The sequence below is a fragment of the Streptomyces sp. NPDC045899 genome (assembly GCF_056431485.1).
Map to the genome: position 1 here is coordinate 1 of NZ_JBWKKP010000010.1, position 26617 is coordinate 26617.

General features: G+C 72.5%; 2 protein-coding genes. Both read left to right on the top strand.

Annotated features, from left to right (window positions below; translation table 11 throughout):
- Positions 1–8169, top strand: an 8169-nt coding sequence (locus tag AC07FT_RS16665; RefSeq protein WP_479176807.1) for a type I polyketide synthase, incomplete at its 5' end; no start/stop codon positions are given.
- The gene (locus AC07FT_RS16670) at positions 8166–26552 is read left to right on the top strand and encodes a type I polyketide synthase (RefSeq protein ID WP_479176808.1); all 18387 of its coding nucleotides are present in this window, start codon (positions 8166–8168) and stop codon (positions 26550–26552) included. The genes AC07FT_RS16665 and AC07FT_RS16670, both read left to right, overlap by 4 nt.
- The last annotated feature ends 65 nt before the right edge of the window (positions 26553–26617 follow it).

Below are 26617 nucleotides of genomic sequence, written 5' to 3' on the forward strand. Positions count from 1 at the left end.
TCGGGGGTGTTGTCGCTGGCGGATGCCTGTGTGTTGGTGACCGCGCGGGGTCGGTTGATGCAGGGGCTGGCGCCGGGTGGGGTGATGGTGGCGGTCGCCGCGGGTGAGGATGTGGTGGCGCCGGTGGTGGCTGAGTGGGGCGGCCGGGTGTCGATCGCCGCGGTGAACAGTCCGGCGTCGGTGGTGGTGTCGGGGGCCGGGTCCGCGGTCGAGCGGGTGGTGCAGCGGCTGTCGGAGCAGGGTTGCCGGACGAAACGGCTGGTGGTGAGTCATGCGTTTCATTCGCCGTTGATGGAGCCGATGCTGGACGATTTCCGTGCGGTGGTGGCTGGGTTGGCTTTTCAGCCGCCGCGTATCGCGACCGTGAATGGGGCGATGGCGGATCCGGAGTATTGGGTGCGGCATGTGCGGGAGACGGTGCGGTTCGCCGATACGGTCACGCAGTTGTATGAGCGGGGTGTGACGCGGTTTGTCGAGCTGGGTCCGGATGCGGTGCTGACCGGGTCGGTGCGGGAGTGCCTGGACGGCCAGGACGTCACGGCGGTGCCCAGTCTGCGCCGCGGTCATGGCGAGGTCGAGTCGGTGCTGGCGGGGCTGGGTGCGTTGTTCACCGCCGGGGTGGCGGTGAACTGGTCGGAGGTGTTCACCGGGACCGGCGCTCACCACACCGAACTGCCCACCTACGCCTTCCAACGCCAACACTACTGGCTGGAACCCTCCTCCCTCCCGGACACCGACCTCGCCGCCGTCGGCCTGGAGCCGGTCGATCACCCCTTCCTGCGCGCCGAGATGCCGCTGGGCGATGACGGCGCGCTCGTACTGACCGGCCGACTGTCCGTGAACCAGCAACCGTGGTTGGCCGACCACGTGGTGCTGGGCACTCCGATCCTTCCCGGAACCGGATTTCTGGCCCTGGCCCTGCACGCCGCACAGCGGACCGGCGCCGGCCCGGTGGAAGAGCTCGTCGTGCGCGCCCCCCTGGTCGTGCCGGAACACGGCGACACCCAGCTCCAGGTGGTGATCGATGCGCCGGACGGCACCGGTCGCCGTGCGCTGCGCGTGCTGTCCCGAGGGGGAGACACCGCCGGGAACGGCACCTGGACCCGGCACGCCGAAGGCACCGTTGCCCCACCTGCCGCGCTCTCGCCGGTCGGACCGGCGTCCGGAACCGGCTGGAACGGTGAGGCCGGTCCCGACGCACAGCCGATCGCCATCGCCACCGCATACGCGGAACTCACCCGCCGGGGGTACGACTACGGGCCGGCGTTCCGAGGGCTGCAAGCCGTCCGGCGCGGCGTCGGCGAGGTGTTCGCCGACATCGTCCTGGGCGAGGCGGAGGGACACAGCGGCCCGGTGTTCGACCTGCATCCCGCCCTTCTGGACGCCGCCATCCAGGCCGCGCTGGTAGGCCTGTTCGGGACCGCGGGCGAGACATTGGTGCCGTTCGCGTGGAGTGGTGTCACCGTGCACACCGCGGCCCCGCCGGCCTTGCGGGCCCGCATCGTGAGGACCGGCGCCGACTCGGTGGCCATGATGCTCACCGATCCCGAAGGCAACCCGGTCGCGTCGATCGACTCGCTGGTGCTGCGGCCCGCGCCCGACGCTCCACGCACTCCGCCGACGGATCAGAGCGAGGCGGCGCTGCTCCGGTTGTCGTGGCTGCCGAAGGAGGTCGGCGCCCACCCCGGCACCGGTCACTGGGCGATGGTGGGGGAGGACCCGCACGACCTCGGTGCCGAGCCGGCCGGTGACAGCTCACCGCTCGACCGGTACGCGGATCTCTCCGCGCTGCGGGCCGCGATGGCGGCGGGGGCCCCGACGCCGTCCACAGTGATCACCGTGGTTCCCCCGGCCGACGTCACGGACGCCGGCGGCGCGCACCGCATCCTGCGACTGGTACAGGACTGGCTGGCCGACGGGACGATGGCCGACGCGCCACTGGTCGTCGTCACCACCGGTGCCGTCGACACGGGGGGCAACGGGTGCATTGATCTCGGCAACGCGCCGGTCTGGGGTCTGCTGCGTGCCGCGCAGTCCGAACACCCCGGCCGCATCGTGCTCGTCGACGTGGCGCCGGGCAGTGAGGGGGCCCGACGGCTCGCCGCCGCGGTAGCCACGGGGGAGCCGCAGCTGGCTCTGTCCGCCGAGGGCGTTCGTGTCCCGCGTCTCACTCGCCTGCCCGTGGATCCCGGCTCGCACCCCGCCGCCGAGAAGCCGATACCCGAGCGCGGAACCGTGCTGCTGACCGGGGCGTTCGGCCGACTCGGCCGGCTGCTCGCGCGGCACCTGGCCACCGAGCACGGAGTGACGAGCATGCTGCTGGTCAGCAGGAGCGGCCCCGTCACGCCCGAGGCGCGCGCCTTGGTGGCCGAGCTGACCGCGCTGGGTCTGGACGTGCGAGCCGAAGCCTGCGATGTCGCCGACCGTGCCGAGCTCGCCGCGGTGCTCCGCGGGCTTCCTGCCGATCGACCCCTCACCGCTGTGGTCCACACGGCCGGCGTGCTCGACGACGGTGTGTTCACCGAGCTGAGTCCGCAGCGCCTCGACGCGGTCATGGGTCCGAAGGCGGTGGCGGCGAAGAACCTGCACGAGCTCACCGCAGACATGCCGCTGTCGGCGTTCGTGCTGTACTCCTCCATCTCGGGCCTGATCGGCGCAGCGGGCCAGGCCAACTACGCCGCCGCCAACACCTACCTCGACGCGCTCGCCCACCATCGCGCCCAGCTCGGACTCCCGGCGACGTCGCTGGCGTGGGGACTGTGGGATCAGCGGGGCGGTATGGCCGCGGCGCTCAGCGCCGGCGACCTCAACCGGATGGCGCGCTCCGGAATAGCGACGTTGTCCGAAACCGAGGGGCTCGCCCTCTTCGACACCGCACTTCGGCGGAGCGAGCCGCTGCTCGTGCCACTGCGGCTGGACACCGCCTCCGCCACGGACGCCGTGAACGTGCACCCGCTGCTCCGCGAACTGATCACGAGCGCGCCGCGCCCGGCTCGCCCAGCGGCCGTACCGGGCCGTCCGGACGGACCGCGCCGTGCCGGCGAGGACGTGACATCCCAGCCTGGGCGACTGATGGAGTTGGTGCGCGCGGAGGCGGGGCGAGTACTCGGCTACGACGGGCGGGACTCGATCGGTGTCGACCGCACCTTCAAGGAATTCGGACTCGACTCGCTCACCGCCGTCGAGCTGCGCAACCGGCTCAACGCGATCACGGGATCGCGCTTGGGGACCACGGCCGTGTTCGACTACCCGACCCCACGGGCCCTTGCCGACCACTTGTCCGGCGAGCTCGCCCCGAGCGGTGAGACAGCGGACACGACCAGTTCGCCGGCCGGCGATCCCGATGATCCTGTGGTGATTGTCGGGATGGCCTGCCGTTATCCGGGTGGGGTGGCTTCTCCGGAGGATCTGTGGTCGCTGGTGGTCGAGGGCAGGGAGGGGATCACTGGTTTTCCTCAGGCGCGTGGCTGGGATGTGGAGGGTCTGTATCACGCGGATCCGGATCATCCGGGGACGACGTATGCGCGTGGTGGCGGGTTCCTGCACGACGCGGGTGAGTTCGATGCCGGGTTCTTCGGGATCTCGCCCCGTGAGGCGACGGCGATGGATCCGCAGCAGCGGTTGTTGCTGGAGGTCGCCTGGGAGGCTTTCGAGCGCGCGGGTATCGACGCGGACTCACTGCGCGGCACCCAGACCGGGGTGTTCTCCGGTGTCATGTACCACGACTACGCGCCGGCAGTGGACCTGGTTCCGGACCACCTCAGCGGAGCGGTTCTGACCGGTAGCGCGGGCAGCGTGCTCTCGGGGCGGGTGGCGTACCAGTTCGGCCTGGAGGGGCCCGCCGTTTCGGTCGACACCGCGTGCTCGTCGTCACTGGTGGCACTCCATCTGGCCGCACAAGCACTGCGGTCGGGCGAGTGCTCGCTCGCGCTGGCCGGCGGGGTCACGGTGATGTCCACCCCGATGACATTCGTCGACCTGGGTCACCAGCGAGCCCTGTCCCCGGACGGCCGGTGCCGCGCGTTCGGCGCGGGCGCGGACGGCACCGGCTGGGCCGAGGGTGTCGGCCTCGTGGTGCTCGAGCGGTTGTCGGACGCACGCCGACAAGGCCACCAGGTACTCGCGGTGCTCAAGGGCTCTTCGGTGAACTCCGACGGCGCGTCGAACGGCCTGACCGCCCCGAACGGTCCCTCGCAGCAGCGGGTGATCCGCCAGGCGCTGGCCTCGGCCGGTCTGTCCACATCGAACGTCGATGTGGTCGAAGGGCACGGCACCGGCACGAAGCTCGGCGACCCGATCGAAGCCCAGGCGCTGCTGGCCACCTACGGCCAGGACCGCGAAACCCCGCTGTGGCTGGGTTCGCTGAAGTCGAACATCGGGCACACCCAGGCTGCCGCCGGGGTCGGCGGCGTCATCAAGATGGTCATGGCGATGCGTCACGGCGTCCTGCCGCAGACGTTGCACGCCGAGCAGCCCTCGCCGTTCATCGACTGGTCGCAGGGAGCCGTCGCTCTGCTCGACCGGAACCACGACTGGCCGAGGACCGGTCGGCCCCGCCGGGCCGGCGTTTCCTCGTTCGGTATCAGTGGCACGAACGCGCACGTCATCCTCGAGCAGGCGCCGGAGCAGCCGGCGGCCGGACGGTCGGACGCCGTGACGCGGCTCGGAGTCTCCGCCTTCCCGGTGTCAGGCCGCGGATCGGCGGCGTTGGCCGGCCAGGCAACCCGGTTGCGGGCCGCGCTGGCCGACTCACCGGACACCGACGTGGCCGGGTTCGGCGCGGCACTGACCAACGGCGGGGCCCCGCATTCCCACCGGGCTGTGGTGATCGCGGAGAACCGCCATGAGCTGCTGGCCGGCCTTGACGCGATCGCGGCGGGCCAGTCGGAGAACTCGGCCCTGGTGGTGGCGGGAGCCGGTGAAGCCGACCACGACGGCCCGGTCTTCGTGTTCCCCGGGCAGGGGGGCCAGTGGCTCGGGATGGGCATAGAGCTGTGGAAGAGCAGTCCGACGTTCGCGGAGCTGATGCGGACCTGCGACGAGGCGTTGGCGCCATGGGTCGACTGGGATGGATTCTCGTTGTGGGACGTGCTCGCCGGGGTGCCAGGTGCGCCGAGCCTCGACCGGGACGATGTCGTCCAGCCGGCGCTGTTCGCGGTCGGGGTCTCGCTGTCCCGGCTGTGGGCATCACTCGGCGTTCGCCCCTCGGCTGTCGTCGGGCACTCCCAGGGTGAGTTCGCCGCTGCCGTGGCGGCGGAGGCGTTGTCGCTGGCCGAAGGCGCGCGCGTGGTGTCTCTGCGATCCCGGGTGCTTCGGCGTCTGGCAACGCAAGGCGGCATGGGCTGGGTGAACCGATCGGCGGACGAGGTGCGCGAACGCCTGGCCGGTTGTCCCGCGCTCGGCGTCGCCGCGGTGAACGGACCGATGTCCACGGTTGTCTCCGGGGCCACCGCCGAGCTCGATCAACTCTTGTCGGTCTGGGAGTCGGAGGGAGCGCGGGTCCGGCGCGTACCGATCAACTACGGGTCGCATTCGGCGGAAGTAGAGGTCATCCGGGCTGAGCTGGCCGACACGCTGGGTGTGGTCGAGTGCTCGCCCGGCACGGTTCCGTTCCACTCGACGGTGACCGGCTCGTTGCTCGACGGCCGGAAGCTCGACGCCGACTACTGGTACCGGAACCTGCGCGAGATGGTGCGTTTCGCGGAGGTGGTCGACCAGCTGCTCAGCGACGGGCATCGATCGTTCCACGAAGTGGGCGCGCATCCGGTACTCGTCCATTCGGTACAGGAGCTCGCCGAGGCCAGGGGGACGACGGTCACGACGGTCGGAACGCTCCGTCGCGGCCACGGCGGCGCGCGGGAGTTCCTGCGCAACGCCGCCGAGGCGTTCGTGGGCGGCGTCGACGTGCGGTGGTCCGGCCTGTTCCCCTCGGGTCAGCAGCCGGTCCAGCTGCCCACCTATGCCTTCCAGCGCACCCATTACTGGATCGAGACGCCGCCCGGCCGCTCGTCTCGTGGCACCGAAGTCGACAGCCGGTTCTGGAAGATGGTCGACCAGGGCGACCTCGACGGACTGACCACGGCACTCGCCATCTCCGACGACGCCGGCCGATCCTCGCTGGGCACCGTGCTCCCGGCCCTGTCGTCATGGCGTGAGCGCAGCCGGCAGCAGGCGACGCTGGCCGGCTGGCAGTACCGCGTCACCTGGCGCCCCACCGAAGGATCGGACCGACCGCTCACCGGCCGTTGGCTGGTCATGGTGCCGGCGGACATCGCAGAGCCGACGTGGCTCGAGCAGGTCATCGCAGTGCTGAGCGCCCGAGGGGCTCAGATCAGCCGGGTCGATGTTCCCCGGGCGGTGGATGTCGAGGCGGTCCGTCACGAGCTCGTCAGGGCACTGGACGGCGAACCGGCCGGGAGCATCTTGTCGTTGTTGGCGATGGACACGGCCGAGGACACCGACGCCGTATCCGTGCCGGTCGGCCTGAGTGGCACGCTCGCGTTGGTGCGGGCGGTGAGTGCGCTCGGCTTGTCGACCCCGATCTGGTGCGTGACCCAGGACGCGGTCGCCGTCCGGCCGGGAGACACCGTCACCCAGCCACGGCAGGCCGCGCTGTGGGGGTTCGCCCGGCATGCGGGGTTGGAGCAACCCGTGTCGTGGGGTGGCGTCGTCGACCTGCCACGCGAGGTCGGCCAAGCGGACCTGGTGGCGCTGGCCGGGGCGCTCGGAGACGGCGAGAGTGAGCTGGCGGTGCGAGGCGGCGCGGTGTTCTGCCGCCGGCTGACCCGGGTCACCGCATCCGCGCTCCGGACGGATCAGCCGCTCGAGCGCAGCGCTCTGATCACCGGCGGCACGGGCGCTCTCGGGGCGGAGGCGGCGCGCTGGCTCGTCCGGCGCGGCGCGCGACACCTCGTGCTGGCCAGCCGTCGTGGCCCGGCCGCACCCGGCGCAGCCGAGCTGGTGGCCGAGCTGACCGAGCGGGGTGCCTCGGTGTCGGTGGTCGCCTGCGACGTGGCCGATCGGGCGCAGCTCGCCGACCTGCTGGCCAACTGGCCGGTCGAACATCCGCTGACCACCGTCGTGCACACCGCGGGTGTGCTCGACGACGGCGTCATCGACCGGCTCACCCCGGAACGCTTCGAGCGGGTGTTCCGCCCGAAGGTGGCCGCCGCATGGCACTTGCACGAGCTGACGAGAGACCGCGACCTCGTCGACTTCGTCCTGTTCTCGTCGTTCGTCGGCACCGTCGGCCCGGCCGGCCAGGCCAACTACGCCGCCGCGAACAGCTCGTTGGACGCACTGGCCGCGCACCGCAGGGCTCTCGGTCTGACCGGGACCTCCATCGCCTGGGGACTCTGGCAAGGCCCGGGGATCGCCGACCGCGACGGAGTGGAGCGCCGGCTGGCGGCCCGCGGCCTGCGCGCGATGAACCCCCGCGGCGCCGTCCAGGCCATGGGCCAGGTGATCGACCGCGATGAGACGGCCGTGGTCGTGGTGGACGTCGAGTGGTCCTCGTTCGCCACCGAACTCGTCGGCACTGGATCGATGTCGCTCCTCGCCGAGCTGCTCGAGGCGAGGGAGGACGACCCCGAAGGGCCGGCGGACGGAGCGGCCGACACCGGTGTGCGTGAGCGGCTCGCCGGCCTGCCCGCCACCGAGCGGACGTATGCGATCACCGACCTCGTCCGGGCCACGGTGGCGGCCGTGCTCGGCCACACCGACGTCAGCTCGGTCGAGTCAGGGCGCAGTTTCCAGGAAACCGGTTTCGACTCGCTCACCGCCTTGCGGCTCAGGAATCGGCTCGGCGTGGCGACCGGCTTGCAGCTGCCCGCCACGCTGATCTTCGATTACCCGACGCCCGCCTCGGTCGCGGAGCTGGTGTACGCCGAGCTGTTCGGCGAGGACACCGGGACCCACGGGAGCGAGACCGGTGAGGGCGTCGACGACGCCGGATTGAAGAAGATCATCGACCGCATTCCGATCGCCTCGCTGAGGCAGGCCGGGCTGGTGGACGCCTTGCTCCGGTTGGCTGAGACCGCTCCCGGGGGCGAGCCGGCCGACAGCGCCGGGTCCACGACCGCGATCGACTCGATGGACATGGCTGATCTCATACGCGCCGCATACGGCCGAGCCGACGCGAGCGACCGAGCGGAGGGGCCGACCTCATGACCACCCCGTCCATGAACGAGCTCGTTGACGCGCTGCGCAACGCACTCAAGGAGAACGAGCGAATCCGGCAGCGGCTCGGCGACGTCGAGGCGCAGAACCGGGAGCCGATCGCCATCGTCGGCATGGCCTGCCGCTACCCGGGCGACGCCGACAGTCCCGAAGCCCTGTGGCAGCTCGTGGCCGACGGTACCGACGCGGTGTCCGGCCTCCCGACGGACCGCGGCTGGAACCTGGACGAGCTCTACGACCCCGACCCCCGGAAGGTGGGCCGGACGTACTCCCGGGGCGGCGGTTTCCTGCGGTCGCCGGACCTGTTCGACCACGAGTTCTTCGCCATCCCCCCTCGGGAGGCGACCGTGATGGACCCGCATCAACGGCTGCTCCTGGAGACCTCGTGGGAGGCTTTGGAACGAGCCGGGATCAGCGCCGACGCGGTGCGAGGAAGCCAGACCGGCGTGTACGTCGGCGTCAGCTACCAGGACCACATCTCGCTGCGCACCGTGCCGTCGACCTACGAGGGCTACGTGCTGACCGGCAATATCGCCAGCGTCGTCTCCGGGCGGCTGTCCTATGCGTTCGGTCTGCAGGGGCCCGCGGTCACCGTGGACACGGCGTGCTCCTCCTCGCTGGTCGCGCTGCACCTGGCCGCCCAGGCGCTGCGCTCGCAGGAGTGCTCGCTCGCCCTGGTCGGCGGGGCGACGATCATGTCGGGCCCGGCTTCGCTGATCGAGTTCGCCCGGCAGCGCGGGATCGCCCCGGACGGCCGGTGCAAGGCCTTCGGCGACGAGGCCGATGGCATGGGCTGGGCGGAAGGCGTGGGCGTGCTCGTGGTCGAGCGGCTGTCCGACGCCCAGCGCAACGGCCACCAGGTGCTGGCCCTCGTGACAGGCTCCGCCCTCAACCAGGACGGCGCCTCCAACGGCCTCACCGCGCCGAACGGCGCGGCCCAGCGCCAGGTGATCCGGGCCGCGCTGGCCAACGCCGGTGTGTCCTCGACCGACATCGACGCGGTCGAGGCGCACGGCACCGGCACCAGGCTGGGCGACCCGATCGAGGCCCGGGCCCTGCTGGACACCTACGGCCGGGAGCGAACGGCGGACACGCCGTTGTGGATCGGATCGCTGAAGTCGAACATCGGACACCCGCAGGCGGCGGCCGGTGTCGGCGGCGTGATCAAGATGGTCATGGCCATGCGTCACGGGGAGTTGCCCAGGACGCTGCACGCCCAGCGGCCGACCTCCCACGTGGACTGGTCGGCGGGGGCCGTCCGGCTGCTCACCGACCAGCGGCAGTGGCCCGACCGGGGCCGTCCCCGGCGTGTCGGGGTGTCGTCGTTCGGGATCAGCGGGACCAACGCGCACGTCATCCTGGAGCAGGCTCCCGATGACCCGGCCGAGGCCACGTCGGTGCCGCCGACGGGGCGGGCCCGCACCGGTCCGTGGCCGTTCGTGGTGACCGGCCGGGGCGCCGCCGGGCTGCGCGGTCAGGCCGAGGAGCTGCGCTCCTTCGTCGAGCGCCACCCGGAGCTGGAACCGGCCGACGTCGGACGAAGCCTGGTCACCACCCGCGCCGTGCTGGCCGACCGTGCCGTGGTGGTCGCCGAGGACAGGGCGGCCCTGCTGGCCGGTCTGTCCGCACTGGCCGCCGGCACGGACAGTTCCGCGGTGCACGTCGACCGGGCGAGGGAAGGCCGCCTGGCGATGGTCTTCACCGGTCAGGGTGCCCAGCGCGCCGGAATGGGGCGAGAGCTGGCGGCGCGGTACCCGGTGTTCGACGCGGCGCTGGACGAGGTCTGCGCAGTGGTCGACGAGCTGCTGGGCCGATCGCTGCGTGAGCTGATGTGGGAGGGTGGTCCACCGCTGGACCGCACCGAATTCGCCCAGCCGGCGCTGTTCTGCTTCGAGGTCGCACTGTTCCGGCTCGTCCAGTCGTGGGGTATCCGGCCCGAGTTCGTCGCCGGTCACTCGATCGGCGAGATCAGTGCCGCGCACGTGGCCGGCGTGCTGTCCCTCGCCGACGCCGGTCGCATGGTCGTGGCGCGCGGCCGGTTGATGCAGGCGCTGCCCGACGGCGGTGCCATGGTCGCGGTGAACGCCGCCCCGGATGTGGTGGCCCCGCTGGTCGCGGCCGCGGACGGGGTGTCCGTGGCCGCGGTGAACAGTCCTGACTCGGTCGTGGTGTCCGGTGCGGAGGAACCGGTGGCCCAGGTCGTGGCCCAGTTGGCCGCGGCCGGGTACCGGACCCGTCGGCTCACGACCAGCCACGCGTTCCACTCGCCCCTGATGGACCCGGTGCTCGAGGACTTCCGGACCGTCGTCGCCGGACTCACCTTCGGCGCGCCCGACATCCCGGTGGTGTCCACGCTCACCGGTGCCCTGGCCGATGCGGCCACGCTCGGCGAGCCCGAGTACTGGGTCCGGCAGGCACGCGAGCAGGTGCGTTTCGCCGACGGGGTGGCCACCCTGCACGAGCGAGGCGTCACCCGCTTCCTGGAGCTGGGACCGGACGCGGTGCTCTCGGCCATGGTCCGGGAATGCCTGTCCACCGACCGGCGGGTGACGGCGGTGGCCGCGTCCCGCCGTGACCGGTCCGAGGCCGTTGCCCTGCTCGACGCGGTCGCCCGCCTCTTCACCGGCGGCGGCGAGGTGAGCTGGGCGGCGCTGTTCCCCGACGAGAGCCGGCGGGTCGACCTGCCGACCTACGCCTTCCAGAGGCATCGGCACTGGCTGCCGCGCGACGGCTCCGTCGCCCCGGCTCCCTCGGACCCGCCTTCGGCCGCCACGCCCGAGCCGAGCACCGACGCCCGGGTCACGGACGTGCTTGCCGTCGTGGACCAGCGTCGTGTCGTGAACGATCTGTTGCGGACCTCGGTCGCCTTGGTGCTGGGCCTCGACTCGCCGGCCGATGTCGACCTCGAGAGCACCTTCCAGGACCTGGGCTTCAGCTCGCTCGCGGCGGTGGAGCTGCGGGACCGGCTGAACGCGGCGCTCGATCTCGGGCTGGCCGGCACCGTGGCCTTCGACTACCCCACCCCCGCGGCCCTTGCGTCGTACCTGGTCGGACTGGTGACCAACACGGCCGACGAGGAACCCGGCACGGCCGTCCCCCGTGCCGCGTTCGCCGACGACCCGATCGTCGTGGTCGGCATGGCGTGCCGCTACCCGGGTGGCGTCGGCTCGCCGGAGCAGCTGTGGGAGCTGGTGGACGGCGGGCGGGACGCGGTGTCGGGTCTGCCGACCGACCGAGGCTGGGACCTCGACACCTTGCTGCACCCGGATTCGATGCGTCAGGGCGCCACCCACGTGCGCGGCGGTGGCTTCCTCGACGACGTGGCGCAGTTCGACGCCCGGTTCTTCGGGATCTCGCCGCGCGAGGCGGCGTCCATGGACCCGCAGCAGCGGCTGTTGCTGGAACTGACCTGGGAAGCGCTGGAGCGGGCCGGGATCGACCCGAAGTCGGTGCGGGGCAGCCAGACCGGTGTGTTCGCCGGCACCAGTGACCAGGACTACGCGGACCTGCTCCGCGGCAGCGCCGAGCTGGCCGACGGTTACCTGCTCACCGGGACGTCCGCCGCGGTGCTCGCCGGGCGGGTCTCCTATCAGTTCGGCCTGGAGGGGCTGGCGTTGACGGTCGACACGGCCTGCTCGTCCTCGCTGGTGGCGCTGCACCTGGCCGCGCAGGCGCTGCGTTCCGGGGAGTGCGCGCTGGCACTGGCCGGCGGGGCCACCGTCATGGCGACCCCGGTCGACCTGCAGGAGTTCGACAAGCAAGGGCTGTCCGCCGACGGTCGTTGCAAGGCGTTCGGCGCGGGCGCCGATGGGACCGGTTTCGCCGAGGGCGCCGGCCTGTTGGTGCTGGAGCGGCTCTCCGATGCCCGCCGGAACGGCCACTCCGTGCTGGCCGTGCTCCGCGGCTCGGCGATCAACCAGGACGGTGCCTCCAACGGCCTCACCGCGCCCAACGGCCTTGCCCAGCAGCGGGTCGTTCGACAGGCACTGGCCAACGCCGGCGTGCGCCCCGACGAGGTGGACACGGTGGACGGGCACGGCACCGGCACGGTGCTCGGCGACCCGATCGAGATCAAGGCGCTGCAGGTCGTGTACGGCCGGCACCGAGGGGAGGGTGAGCCCCTCTGGCTGGGCTCGCTCAAGTCCAACATCGGCCACTCCCAGGCAGCGGCCGGGGTCGGCAGCGTCATCAAGATGATCATGGCGATCCGGCACGGTGTGCTGCCGAAGACCCTGCACGTGGACCGGCCCTCGGAGCACGTCGACTGGGAGAGCGGAACGGTCCGGCTGCTCGGCGACGCCCGGCCGTGGCCGACGACCGGGCGTCCCCGACGGGCAGCGGTGTCGTCGTTCGGGGCGAGCGGGACCAACGCGCACGTCATCGTGGAACAGGCTCCGGACACTGAACCCGAGGCCGGACCGCGGGAGCGGTCCCACGCGCCGCAGGTGCTGCCGCTGCTGCTCAGCGGCCGCGGGGAAGCCGCGCTGCGCGGTCAGGCGGTGCGGCTGCGCGAGCACCTCCTGACACTCGGGGCCACCGGCCCGGCGGAGCTGGCCGACGTGGCGTTCTCACTGGCCGGCACCCGCTCCTCGCTGGATCACCGGGCCGTGGTGCTCGGCGCCGACCTCACCGAACTCCTGTCCGGGCTGGACGACCTGGTGGCAGCCACCACCCCGGTCACCGGACCCGTCGGCTCCGGCAACACCGATCCGGTGTTCGTGTTCCCGGGGCAGGGCGGGCAGTACGCCGGGATGGCCCTGCGGCTGTGGGACTCCTCGCCGGTCTTCGCCGCGTCCATGGCGGAGTGCGAGGCGGCGCTCGCGCCGTACGTGGATTGGCACGGCCACACCCTGCGCGATCTTCTGGCCGGCGCGGACGGCGTGGACGGCGTGGACCTCGAGCACGCCGAGCAGGTCCAGCCGATGCTGTTCGCGGTCATGGTCTCGCTCGCCCGGTTGTGGATCTCCCGAGGGGTGGTGCCCTCCGCGATCATCGCGCACTCCGTGGGAGAGGTCGCGGCCGCGCACATCGCCGGCATCCTCACCCTCGCCGACGCGGCCCGGGTCCTGACCGCGCGGGCGCGCGTGTCCGGCCAGGTGACCGGGTACGCCACGCTCTGGGTCGGGCTGCCGGTCGAGCAGGTGCGCGACCAGGTCGCACGGCTGACCGATGTGCACGTCAGCGCGATCAACGGTCCGCGATCGGTCGTCGTGACCGGTCCGCTCGACCGAGTCGCCGCGCTGCGGGCCGAGTACGAGGCCGCCGGTGTCCGCGCGCGTACCATCCCGATGGACTACCCGACGCACTCCCCGGACATGGCGGTGGTCGAGGACGAGCTCCTCGCGCTCCTGAGCGACATCCGCCCGGCCACCGCCTCGGTGCCGTACTACTCCACGACGTTCGCCCGCCGGGTGGAGGGCGACGAGCTCGACGGCCGGTACTGGTTCACCAACCTCGTGCAGCCGGTACGGTTCCACGACACCGCCGCCGTGCTGCTGGCCGACGGGTACCGCGTGCTGCTGGAGGTGGGCCCGCACCCGCTGCTGGCTCCCGCGATCGAGGAGACCGCCGAGGAGCGCGGCGTCGAGGCGACCGTGCTGACGACCCTCCGCCGCGGCGAGAGCGACCCGGAGATGTTCCTGCGATCGGTGGCTGCCGCGTGGCGGGCCGGGCTCACCGTGGACTGGTCCGCGGCCTTCGCCGGCACCGGGGCGCGGCGGGTCGACCTGCCGACCTACGCCTTCCAGCGGCAGCGTTACTGGCCGACCGCGTCGGCGTCCGCGCCCGGCGACCTGGCCGCCAGCGGTCTCGAACAGGTCGATCACCCTCTGCTCGGGGCGAAGATGACGCTGGCGGGTGACGCCGGCTTCCTGTTCACCAGCCGGCTCTCGCTGCACGCTCACCCGTGGCTCGTCGACCACGCGCTCTTCGATCGACCGCTGCTGCCCGGTACGGCGTTCCTCGAGCTGGCGATCCGCGCAGCCGATGAGGCGGGCCTCGGCCGGCTGGAGGAGCTGACCATCGAGGTGCCGCTGATCCTGCCGAGCCGGCACGACGTGCTGGTCCAGGTGCTCGTCGGGGCTCTCGACGGCGACGGCCGCCGCACCGTCGAGGTCTACTCCCAGCCGGCGGAACCCGGCGAGGCCGTGGGTGCCTCGTGGACGCGGCACGCGTGGGGGAGCGCGGTGCCCGGCGACAGTCCGGAGCCTGCGCCGTGGCCGGCAGACGTCACGTGGCCGCCGACCGGGGCAACCGAACTGGACGTCGCCGGATCGTATGAGCGGCTCAGCGCGCTCGGTTACCACTACGGCTCCGCCTTCACCGGGCTGCGCCGGGCCTGGCGGATGGGTGACCAGGTCTTCGCCGAGGCGGAGCTCCCCGAGGGACTCGCGGCCGACGCGGTGCGTTTCGGCCTGCACCCGGCCCTGATGGACACCGGTCAGCACAGCCTGGCGATGGACCAGCTCGACTCGCGGGGGGCTGACCCGGACAACCCCGGTGTGCGAGCGCCGTTCTTGTGGTCCGGGGTGCGGCTGCTCGCTTCGGGCGCCGCGGCACTGCGGCTCGTGTTCTCCCCGGCGGGGCCGTCCTCGTGGTCGGTGGACGGGTTCGACAGCACCGGTCGCCCGGTACTGAGGGTGGACTCACTGGTCGCCCGGGAGGTTTCCGCCGAGCAACTGCGCGATGTCGACACCGCACACCGCGACGCGCTGTTCGAGCTCGGCTGGGTGCAGTGCGGACCGGCCGAGGCCGGTCCGGGGGCGAGCGCCGAAGGACCGATCGGCTGGGTGGTGCCGTCCGATCCGGCGCGGACCGCGCCGTCGGAGGACGAGCACACGGTCGATGCGTGGTTCCACCCCGACCTGGCCGCGCTCGGCTCGGCGGTGGACGGTGGCGCGCCGCTGCCCGAGCTGGTGGTGCTGCGCGTTCCCGGCCGCCGGGCACCCGAGTCGACGGTCGACTCGGTGCACACCGCGGTGAACGGCACGTTGCGGGTGCTGCAGGACTGGCTCACCGATGCCCGGTGGGAGCGGTCGCGGCTGGTCGTGGTGACCGACGGCGGACTCGTGGGTGCGGCGGTCGGTGGTCTGGTGCGCTCCGCACAGTCGGAGAACCCGGAGCGGGTGGTTCTCGTCGAGCAGGCGTTCGACGATCCGGAGCCGGCCGGGGAGCGGTCGGTGGAGGCGCTCGCCCGCGCCGCGGTCGAATCGGGTGAGCCGGAGGTGTCGGTTCGCGACGGACGGCTGTGGTCGCCCCGCCTGAACAGGGTCGCCGCCGAGGCGCTCCCGGAGCCCGCCGGGCCGGCGCCGGACGAGCGGTCTTCGGCGTGGGGCACGGGGACCGTGCTGCTGACCGGGGCGTCCGGCGTGTTGGCCGGGTTGGTGGCCGAGCACCTCGTGGCCGAGTGCGGGGTGCGACGGCTGGTGCTGGTGTCGCGGCGGGGTCCGGCCGCTCCCGGTGCCGATGAACTGGTCGAGCGGCTGACCGAGGCGGGTGCCTCGGTGCGGATGGTCGCGTGTGACCTCGCCGTTCGTCACGAGGTGATGGACCTCGTCGGCTCGGTGCCGCCGGAGTTCCCGCTCAGCGCCGTGGTGCACTGCGCGGGTGTGCTCGACGACGCGACCGTGGGTTCACTGACCCCCGACCGGGTCGATGCGGTGCTGCGGCCCAAGGTGGACGGTGCCTGGCACCTGCACGAGGCCACCCAGGACGCCGGGCTGTCGGCGTTCGTGCTGTTCTCCTCGGCCGCGTCGGCGTTCGGCACCGCCGGCCAGGCGAACTACGCGGCGGCCAACGCGTTCTGCGACGAGCTGGCCGAGCACCGGCGGACACTCGGCCTGCCCGCGGTGTCGATCGCCTGGGGGTGGTGGGCCGAGGCCAGTGGGATGGGCAGCCACCTCGGAACCCAGGACCGGGCCCGGATGGCCCGCACCGGCATCCGCCCGGTGGACAACGACTTCGGTCTCACCCTGTTCGACGCGGCCGCCCGCCGACAGGGCCGGGTCATCGCCGCCCCGTTCGACCTCGCCGGCCTGTCCACCGCGGCCACGGTCCCGGGACTGCTGCGCGGGCTGGTGCGCCGTTCGGCGCGGCGGGTCGTCGAACCCCACCTGGCCGGTGGGGCCGGACCGCGCGAGCGCCTGGCGGCACTGGAGCCGGCCGAGCGCGACCAGGCCGTCGCCGAGCTGGTGCGCACCCATGCCGCGGCCGTGCTCGGGCACTCCGCGAGCAACGCCATCGACGACCGGCAGCCCTTCACCGCTCTGGGGTTCGACTCACTGACCGCGGTGGAGCTGCGCAACCGGCTCAACACGGCCACCGGGCTGCGGTTGCCGGCCACACTGATCTTCGACTACCCCTCCCCGGCCGCCCTGATCGAGTTCGTGCGGGGCGAGATCGGCGGCGAGGCGGTCGCCCCGGCCCGGCCGGCCGTCAGCGCGACCGCGGCCGGCACCGGAGACGACCCGATCGCGATCGTGGGCATGGCCTGCCGCTTCCCGGGTGGGGTGAGTTCGCCCGACGAGCTCTGGGACGTCGTCGCCGAGGGCCGGGACGTGATCGGCGCCTTCCCCACCGACCGGGGCTGGAACCTGGCCGAGCTCTACCACCCGGACCCCGATCACCCCGGGACCACCTACACCCGTGAGGGTGGCTTCCTGCACGACGCCGACCAGTTCGACCCCGAGTTCTTCGGGATCTCGCCGCGCGAGGCGATCACGATCGACCCGCAGCAGCGGCTGTTGCTGGAAACGGCCTGGGAGTCCCTCGAGAACGCGGGCATCGATCCCACCTCGCTGCGTGGCGGCCCGACCGGTGTGTTCGTCGGGCTGATGTACCACGACTACGGCTCGCGGCTGCACACCAAGCCCGAGGAGCTCGAGGGCTACCTGGGCAACGGCAGCGCCGGAAGCATCGCGTCGGGCCGGGTCGCCTACGAGCTCGGCTTCGAGGGCCCCGCTGTGACGGTGGACACGGCGTGCTCGTCATCGCTGGTCAGCATGCACTTGGCGGCACAGACGCTGCGGTCGGGGGAGTGCTCGCTCGCGCTGGCCGGCGGCGTGACGGTGATGGCGACGCCCGACCTGTACGTGGAGTACAGCCGGCTGCGCGCGAACGCCGCGGACGGCCGGTGCCGGGCGTACGGCGCGGACGCGGACGGCACCGGCTGGTCCGAAGGCGCGGGCCTGGTGGTGCTGGAGCGGCTGTCCGACGCGCGGCGCAACGGACACCAGGTGCTGGCACTGCTGGCCGGCTCGGCGCTGAACCAGGACGGCGCGTCGAACGGGCTGACCGCCCCCAACGGTCCGTCCCAGCAACGGGTGATCCGCCAGGCCCTGGCCAGCGCCGGGTTGTCCGCCTCCGACGTGGACGTCGTCGAGGGACACGGCACGGGGACCCGGCTGGGCGATCCGATCGAGGCCCAGGCGCTGCTGGCCACCTACGGCAGCGAGCACACCGAGGACGCGCCGCTCTGGCTGGGGTCGGTCAAGTCGAACATCGGTCACACGCAGGCGGCCGCGGGCATCGCCGGCACGATCAAGATGATCATGGCGATGCGGCACGGGATCATGCCCAAGACCCTGTTCGCGGAGACCCCGTCGACGCAGGTCGACTGGTCGTCGGGCGCGATCGCGCTGCTCGACCGGGCTCGGGAGTGGCCGGATCGTGGCCGACCCCGCCGGGTGGGGGTGTCCTCCTTCGGCGTCAGCGGGACCAACGCACACGTCATCCTGGAACAGCCCCCGGCCGAGTTCACCGCCCCGGCCCCGCCTCCCGCGGCGACCCTGCCGGTGTGGCCGCTCGTGCTGACGGCTCGCGGGCCTGCGGCCCTGCGGGGCCAGGCGGATCGACTGTGCTCCTCCCTGCGCGACCGCTCCGACGTGGCGTTGGCGGACGTCGCCTACTCCCTGGTGGCCGACCGGGCCGGCCACGACCACCGGGCGGTACTGCTCGCCTCCGACCGCGCGCAGGCCCTGGAGCGGTTGGCGGAGTACGCGCACGGGGGTGACGGAGCCGGGGTCGTCGCCGATGTGGCCCGGCGGGGCCCGCTGGCGATGGTGTTCACCGGTCAGGGCGCGCAGCACCCCGGCATGGGCTCGGAACTGCACCGGCAGTTCCCGGTCTTCGCGGCCGCGTTGGACCAGGCGTGCGATCAGCTGGATCCTGCCGTCCGGGCGGCCATCCTCGGCGACGGGGAGAACCGGCTCGACGCCACGGAGATCGCCCAACCGGCGCTCTTCGCGGTCGAGGTCGCGCTGTTCCGGCTGTTCGAGTCCTGGGGTGTCCGGCCGGACTTCCTCACCGGTCATTCGGTGGGCGAGATCGCGGCCGCGCACGTCGCCGGCGTGCTGTCGCTGCCGGATGCGTGCCGGCTGGTGTCGGAGCGTGGCCGGCTGATGGCGCGGCTCGACCCGGGCGGTGTGATGGTCTCGGTGACCGCCGGCGAGCAGGTGGTCGCCCCGCTGGTCGCGCAGTACGCCGAAGCGGTGTCGATCGCGGCGGTCAACACCCCCGGTTCGGTGGTGCTCTCGGGGCTCGAGCCGGCCGTCACCGAGATCGTGCGGCGCCTGACCGAGGACGGATACCGCACGAAACAGCTCGCCGTCAGTCATGCGTTCCATTCGCCGCTCATGGACCCGATGCTCGACGAGTTCCGCGCCCTGGTCCATGGCCTGGCATTCCAGCCGCCCCGCATTCCGATGGTGGGCGGCGAGGAGGTGACGGACCCGGAGTACTGGGTGCGGCACGTGCGGGACACGGTGCGGTTCGCCGACACGGTGTCCGCACTGCACGGCGCCGGCGTCGCCCGGTTCCTCGAGATCGGCCCCGACGCGCCGTTGACCGGCGCGATCCGCGAGTGTCTCGTCGAGGCGGACGTCGTCGCAGTCCCCAGCCTGCGTCGGCACCGCGACGAAGCCGCCACGGTGCTCACCGCACTCGGCACGTTGTTCGCCGCCGGAGTGGAGGTCGACTGGCCGGCCCTGTTCGACGGCACCGGAGCTCGGCACACCCCGCTTCCCACGTACGCGTTCCAGCACCAGCGGTACTGGCTCGACATCCCCGAGCCGCCGGCCGATCTCGCCGCGGTGGGCCTCGACCCGCTCGACCATCCACTGCTGTTGGCCGGAGTGGAGTTCGCCGGCGGCGAGGCCGTGCTGCTGACCGGCCGGCTGGCGCCGCAGGCCCAGCCGTGGCTGGGGGAGCATGTGCTGTTCGAGCAGGCCCTGCTACCCGGCACCGCCTTCGTGGACGTGGCGCTGCGGGCGGCCGAGCAGGTCGGCTGCACCGTGCTCGACGAGCTGACGATCGAGGCGCCCCTGCTGATCGCCGCGGCGGGTTCGGTCGCGCTGCAGATTCTGGTGGAAGCGGCGGACGAGGGGGGCCATCGGAAGATCACGATCTCCGCCCGCCCCGACGGCGACGCCGACACCCCCTGGGCACGGCACGCCACCGGAACGGTGTCCGGCACGGGGAGCCTGCCGGAACCCGATCCGCTCACCGAATGGCCGCCGCGGGGAGCCGAAGTCGTCGACGTCGACGGCGCGTACGACCTGTTCGCCGAGGCGGGCCACGACTACGGGCCGACGTTCCAGGGGCTGGTGGCCTGCTGGCGGCGCGGTGCGGAGCTCTACACCGAGGTGGCGTTGCCGCCGAGCGGGACCGACGCCGAGCGCTTCGGCGTTCACCCGGCGTTGCTGGATGCCGGTCTGCACGGCGGCGTGCTCCGGGCCCTCACCTCCGACACCCCCCAGGGTCTGGTGCCGTTCTCCTGGGCCGGAGCGCGGCTGTTCGCCTCGGGCGCCACCGCGCTGCGCATCCGGGTCCGACCGGTGGCCACCGGCACGGTCGCCCTGGACGCCTTCGACGACACCGGCGCTCCCGTTTTCAGTGTGGCGGCGCTGTCCTCACGCTCGGTGTCCGCCGACCAGCTCCGCGCCGCCGCGTCCCGCGACGACTCGCTGTTCGAGATGAGCTGGGTCGAGTGTGGCCGGGTCGACGACATCACGCCCCGCTCCGAGGCCACCGTGCTGGATGGCCCGCTCAAGCTCGCGGAGCTGATGTCCGGGCGGGACGAGGCAGCCGAGGTTCCGGCCCTCGTGGCGGTGTCGGTACCGGAAGAGGGGCTCGCCGTCACCGCCGACGTCCACGCGGCGGTGAACAGCGTGCTGCGCTCGGTGCAGACGTGGCTGGCCGATCCCGCCTGGGACTCCTCGCGGCTGGTGGTGGTGACGACCGACAGCCTGACCGGCGCGGCCGTGCGGGGCCTGCTGCGCTCGGCACAGTCGGAGAACCCCGACCGCATCGTCCTCGTCGAGGGTGGCGCCGACGCGACCACCACCGCGGCGCTGCACGCGGCCGTGGAATCGGGTGAGCCGGAGGTCTCGGTGCGCGGCGGCGTCCTCCGGGCCCCGCGGCTGGCCCGCCTGGGAACCACCGACCCCGTGCAGGCCACCTCGTGGTCGGCCGGAACCGTACTGATCACCGGTGCTTCGGGTGCGCTCGCGGGGCACGTGGCTCGATACCTCGTCACCGACCACCACGTACGACATGTGTTGCTGACCTCCCGACAGGGCGACAACTCGCCCCGGACCGTCCGGCTTGCTGCCGAGCTGGCGGAGCTCGGCGCCGCGGTGCGCGTCGTCGCCTGCGATGTCGCCGACGGCGAGCAGGTCGCGGCCCTGGTGCGCTCGGTGGAGTCCGAGTTCCCGCTCACCGCGGTGCTGCACTGCGCCGGAGTGCTGGACGACGGCGTGTTCGACTCCCTGACCACCGAACGGGTCGACGCGGTGCTGGCCCCCAAGGTCGACGGTGCCTGGCATCTGCACGAACTGACCCGGGAGCTGGACCTCTCCGCGTTCGTGCTGTTCTCCTCCTCCGCCACGGCCTTCGGAGGACCGGGCCAGGCCAACTACGCCGCCGCCAACGCCTTCCTCGACGCGCTGGCCGTCGAGCGACACCGGCAGGGCCTCCCCGCGGTCGCGATCAGCTGGGGCTGGTGGGGCGAGAGCAGCGGTATGACCGAGAACCTCAACGAGACCGACGTGGCTCGCCTGGGGCGGGGCGGGATGCTGCCGATGCCGACCGCCCAGGGCCTCGAGCTGCTGGGCAAAGCGGCCGATCTGGCTCGCCCGAACGTGATGGCCGCTCGCCTCGACCTGGCCGCTGTGCGGTCGGCCGGCACGGTGCCCGCCCTGCTGCGCGGCCTGGTGCGGCGTCCGGCCCGGCGCGCGGCGATATCGTCGGTGGCGGGACGGGAGGCGGTACGACTGGCCGGTTCCTCCGTGGCCGACCAGGTGAAGGCCATCGGCGCACTGGTGCGCGAGCAGGTCGCCGCCGTGCTCGGCCACCCGAGCGGCGCCTCGGTCGACATGACCCGCGCCTTCCACGACGTCGGGTTCGACTCGCTCACCGCGGTCGAACTGCGCAACCGGCTCAACACGGCCACCGGGCTGCGGCTGCCGGCGACGCTGGTGTTCGACCACCCCACCCCTGAGGCGCTGGCCGCATTCGTCAGGTCCGAGCTGGTGGGCGACGCGGTCGACACCGTCGACGTCACTCCGGCCGGGCCTGTCACCGCGATCGGTGACGACCCGATCGTGATCGTCGGCATGGCCTGCCGGTACCCGGGCGAGGCGAACTCGCCGGACGAACTGTGGAGGCTGGTGGCCGAGGGCCGCGACGGGATCACCGGCTTCCCGGTCGACCGCGGCTGGGACCTGGCCGGCCTCTACGACCCGGATCCCGACCAGGCCGGCACGACGTACTCCCAGGGGGGCGGGTTCCTCAACCACCTGGCCGAGTTCGACTCCGACTTCTTCGGCATCTCGCCGCGCGAGGCCATCGCCATCGACCCACAGCAGCGGTTGTTGCTGGAGACGGCCTGGGAGTCGTTCGAGAACGCCGGCATCGTCCCCTCCGTCCTGCGCGGCGGCCCGGTCGGGGTGTTCGTGGGTGCGAACGGGAGCGACTACCCGGCACTGCTGACCCGCGACTCCGGTGACTTCGGCGGCCGGGTGCTGACCGGCAACGCGGCCAGCATCATCTCCGGGCGGTTGTCCTACGAGTTCGGATTCGAGGGGCCGTCCGTCTCCATCGACACGGCGTGTTCGTCCTCGCTCGTGGCCATGCACCTGGCGGCCCAGGCGCTGCGCTCCGGCGAGTGCTCGCTGGCGCTGGCCGGCGGGGTCGCCACGATGGCCACCCCCGCCATGTTCGTGGAGATGGCGCGGCAGCGGGGCTTGTCCCCGGACGGTCGGTGCCGGGCCTTCGGTGCCGGAGCGGACGGCACCGGTTGGGCCGAGGGCGTGGGCCTGCTCGTGCTGGAGCGACTCTCCGAGGCCCGCCGCAACCACCATCGCGTGCTGGCTGTCCTGGCCGGCTCGGCGGTCAACCAGGACGGCGCCTCGAACGGCCTCACCGCGCCCAGCGGTCCGTCGCAGCAACGGGTCATCCGCGCCGCGCTGGCCAATGCCGGCCTGTCGGCGAGCGAGGTCGACGTGGTGGAGGGACACGGCACCGGGACCCGGCTCGGCGATCCCATCGAGGCGCAGGCCCTGTTGGCCACCTACGGACGCGACCGCGAGTCCGACACCCCGCTGTGGCTGGGTTCGATCAAGTCGAACATCGGGCATTCGCAGGCCGCCGCCGGCGCCGCCGGCACCATCAAGATGATCATGGCGATGCGGCACGGTCTGTTGCCCCGGACGCTCCACGCCGAGACCCCGTCCCCTGAGGTCGATTGGTCCTCCGGTGGGGTGGCACTGCTGGACCGGGCCCGTGACTGGCCCGAACAGGGCCATCCGCGGCGGGCGGGCGTGTCCGCGTTCAGCCTCAGTGGAACCAACGCACACATCATCCTGGAACAACCGCCGGAGGACCTCCCCACGCCGCCGACGGCGCCGGCCCCGGACGAGGGCTCCGCGAGCAGGCGGGTGCAGCCGGTGGTGTTGTCGGCCCGGGGGCCGGCAGCCCTGCGCGCCCAGGCGGCGCGCCTCCACGCCCACCTGACCGACCGGCCCGAACTGACACCGGCCGACATCGCGCGGTCGCTGGTGACCGACCGCGCGATACACGATCACAGGGCGGTGGCGCTCGCCGCCGACCGCGAGCAACTGCGCGAGCGACTCGCGGCGTTCGCCGACGACACCGCCGCACCTGGCGCGGAGGCCACCGGTGTGGCCGGCAGCGGTGGCCTGGCCGTTGTCTTCACCGGCCAGGGGTCACAACGAGGTGGGATGGGCCGGGAACTCCACCGCGATTTCCCGGCTTTCGCGGCCGCGTTCGACGAGGTGTGCGCGGCTTTGGACCCGTCGCTGCGGGACATGATCTTCGATGAGGACGACGCCCGGCTGAACAGCACCGAGTTCGCCCAGCCCGCGCTGTTCGCGATCGAAGTGGCCCTCTTCCGGCTGTTCGAGTCCTGGGGCATCCGGCCCGACTTCGTCACCGGCCATTCCGTCGGCGAGATCACCGCCGCCCATGTGTCGGGCGTGCTGTCGCTGACCGATGCCTGCGCGCTGGTCACCGCGCGGGCCCGGCTCATGCAGGGGCTCGCATCGGGCGGGATCATGATGTCCGTCGACGCCGGTGAGGACGTGGTGGCGCCGCTGGTGGCGGAGCAGGGCGCCGGGGTATCGATCGCCGCGGTCAACACTCCGGAGTCGGTGGTCGTCTCCGGCGCCGAGCTCGCCGTCAGCGAGGTCGGACAACGCCTCCGCGACGCCGGATACCGCACGAAGCAGCTGGCCGTCAGCCACGCGTTCCACTCCCCGCTCATGGACCCCATGCTCGCGAAATTCCGGGCCGCGCTCGACGGTCTGGAGTTCCAGCCACCGCGGATACCGATGACCGGCAGCGAAGTGGCCACCCCCGAGTACTGGGTCCAGCACGTCCGGAACGCGGTGCGGTTCGCCGACACGGTCTGCGAACTCCGGGCCGGCGGGGTGACCCGCTTCCTGGAGCTGGGGCCGGACGCGACCCTGACCGGACTGGTCCGCGCATGCGTGACCGGTGGGGATGTCGTCGCCGTGCCCGGCCTCCGGCGAGGCCGTCCCGAGACCGAATCCGTGCTCGCCGGACTGAGCACCCTGTTCGCCGCCGGGGTCGAGGTCGACTGGCCGGCCCTGTTCCCCGCGGCCGGCGCGGGACGGACCCCGCTGCCGACGTACGCGTTCCAACCCACGCGCTACTGGCCGGACACGCCGGAGACACCGGCCACGACAACAGCCGACCCGGACGCCGTGGACAGCCGGTTCTGGGGATGGGTGGAAAAGGGCGACCTCGACGCGCTGAGCGCCGAGCTGGACACCGAGGAACGGGACGGCCTCGGCGCCGTGCTGCCCGCACTGACCCGGTGGCGCCTCGGCCGGCGTGAGAAGTCGGTGGTGGACAGCTGGCGGTACCGGTTGAGCTGGCGGCCTGTGCCGACCCGGCCCGAGGCCACGCTCACCGGCACCTGGTTGCTGGTGGTGCCCGCCGGCCACCGCGACGATGCCTGGGTCCCGCCGATCGAAGCGGCGATGACCGCCGCCGGGGCCGAGGTCCGTGGCCTGGAGGTCGGCGAGCACCAGCTGGATCGGGCCGCGCTGGCGACCCGGCTCGACGAGCCGCCGCTCGCCGGGGTGGTCTCGTTGCTGGCGGTGGAGCAGTCCCGCGTCCCGGGACACCCGGGCGTGCCGGTCGGTCTGGCCGCCACGGTGAGCCTGGTCCAGGCGTTGGAGGACCGCGAGATCGACGTGCCCCTGTGGTGTCTCACCCAGGGCGCGGTGAACGTGGTCCCCGGCGACGGCCTCGACCATCCCGACCAAGCCCTGCTGTGGGGTTTCGGACGGACCCTCGCACTGGAACGCCCCGACCGCTGGGGCGGTCTGGTCGACCTGCCGGACACCCCCGACGATGCCTCGGCGGCCGGGCTGATCCGCCTGCTGGCTGACGGCGGCACCGGGGAGCAGGCAGCGCTGCGGGACGGTGCCGTTCTGGGCGGCCGGCTGGTCCGCGCCGACCCGGATGAGCCGCCGCGCCGGAACTGGCGACCGTCGGGCAGCGTTCTGGTCACCGGTGGCCTTACCGGCCTGGGCGCCCGCACCGCGCGCTGGCTGGCCGAGCAGGGCGCGCCTCACCTCGTGCTCACTTCCCGCCGGGGCCGTGAAGCGCCGGGCGCCATCGAGCTCGAAGCCGACCTCACCGCCCTGGGGTCCTCGGTGACCATCGCCGCCTGCGATGTCGCCGACCGGGGCGAGGTGAAGGCCCTGCTCGCGAACCTTCCCCACGACCTTCCGCTGACCGCCGTGTTCCACAGCGCGGGGGTGGCCAACGACGGCGTCATCACCGAGCTGACTCTCGACAGGCTGAACAACGTGCTACGGCCCAAGGTGGACGGAGCGTGGCACCTCCACGAGCTGACCCAGGACCTGGATCTCTCGGCCTTCGTGCTGTTCTCCTCGGCCGCCGGCCTCATCGGCTCACCCGGCCAGTCGCACTACGCGGCAGGGAACGCCTTCCTCAACGCCCTGGCCCACCACCGGCGGGCGCGCGGTCTGCCGGCCACGACGATCGGCTGGGGCCTGCTGGCCGGCGGAGGCATGGCCGACGACACCGGCGCGACCGACCGGGCGAGCCGTCGGGGCCTGCACCCGATGGATCCCGGTCAGTCGCTGGCCGGACTGCGGCGAGCACTGGACCACGACGAGACCTACATCGCCATGACGCACGTCGACTGGAACCGATTCATCAAGGCGACCGCAGGCACCGTCAAGTGCACGGTCATCAGCGACCTGCCCGAGTACCGGGCGGCGTTCCCGGTGGCCGCCGCGGGGGGCCGGCTCGCCGAGCCGAACGGCGGGTCCCGGTCCTGGGCGCGGCTGGACGCTCTGGACGGCGACGAACGTGACGCCGTGCTGCTGGAGTTGGTGCAGGCGCAGGTGGCCGAGGCGCTCGGTCACAGCTCGACCGAGGCCCTGTCGCCGACCAAGGCGTTCGTCGAACTCGGTTTCGACTCCCTCGCCGCGGTCGAGCTGCGCAACCGGCTCGTCGCGGCGACCGGGCTGACGCTGCCGGCGACGCTCACCTATGACCACCCGACCTTGCTGGCGCTCCGTGACCACCTGCGGACGGCGATGTTCGGCGCGGACGCCGACCGGGCCGAGTCCGCGCTGGCCGAGCTCGACCGGCTGGAGGAGATGCTCTCGGCAGTGACGGCAGACGACGGCATCGACGAGGCGGCCAGGAACCAGGTGCTGCGGCGAGTCCAGAAGATGGCCGCCGCGCTCGCCGATCAAGGCGGCCATTCCGAGCAGAGCCAGCTCATCGCGGACGCCGACGACAACGAACTGTTCGACTTCATCAATCGAGAACTGGGCGGTCCCAGCCAGTGAACCGAGACCAGTCCGGACCAGTTGATTCCCTCGTTTCGCCACTTGAGCACAAGGGACGCCCCCTC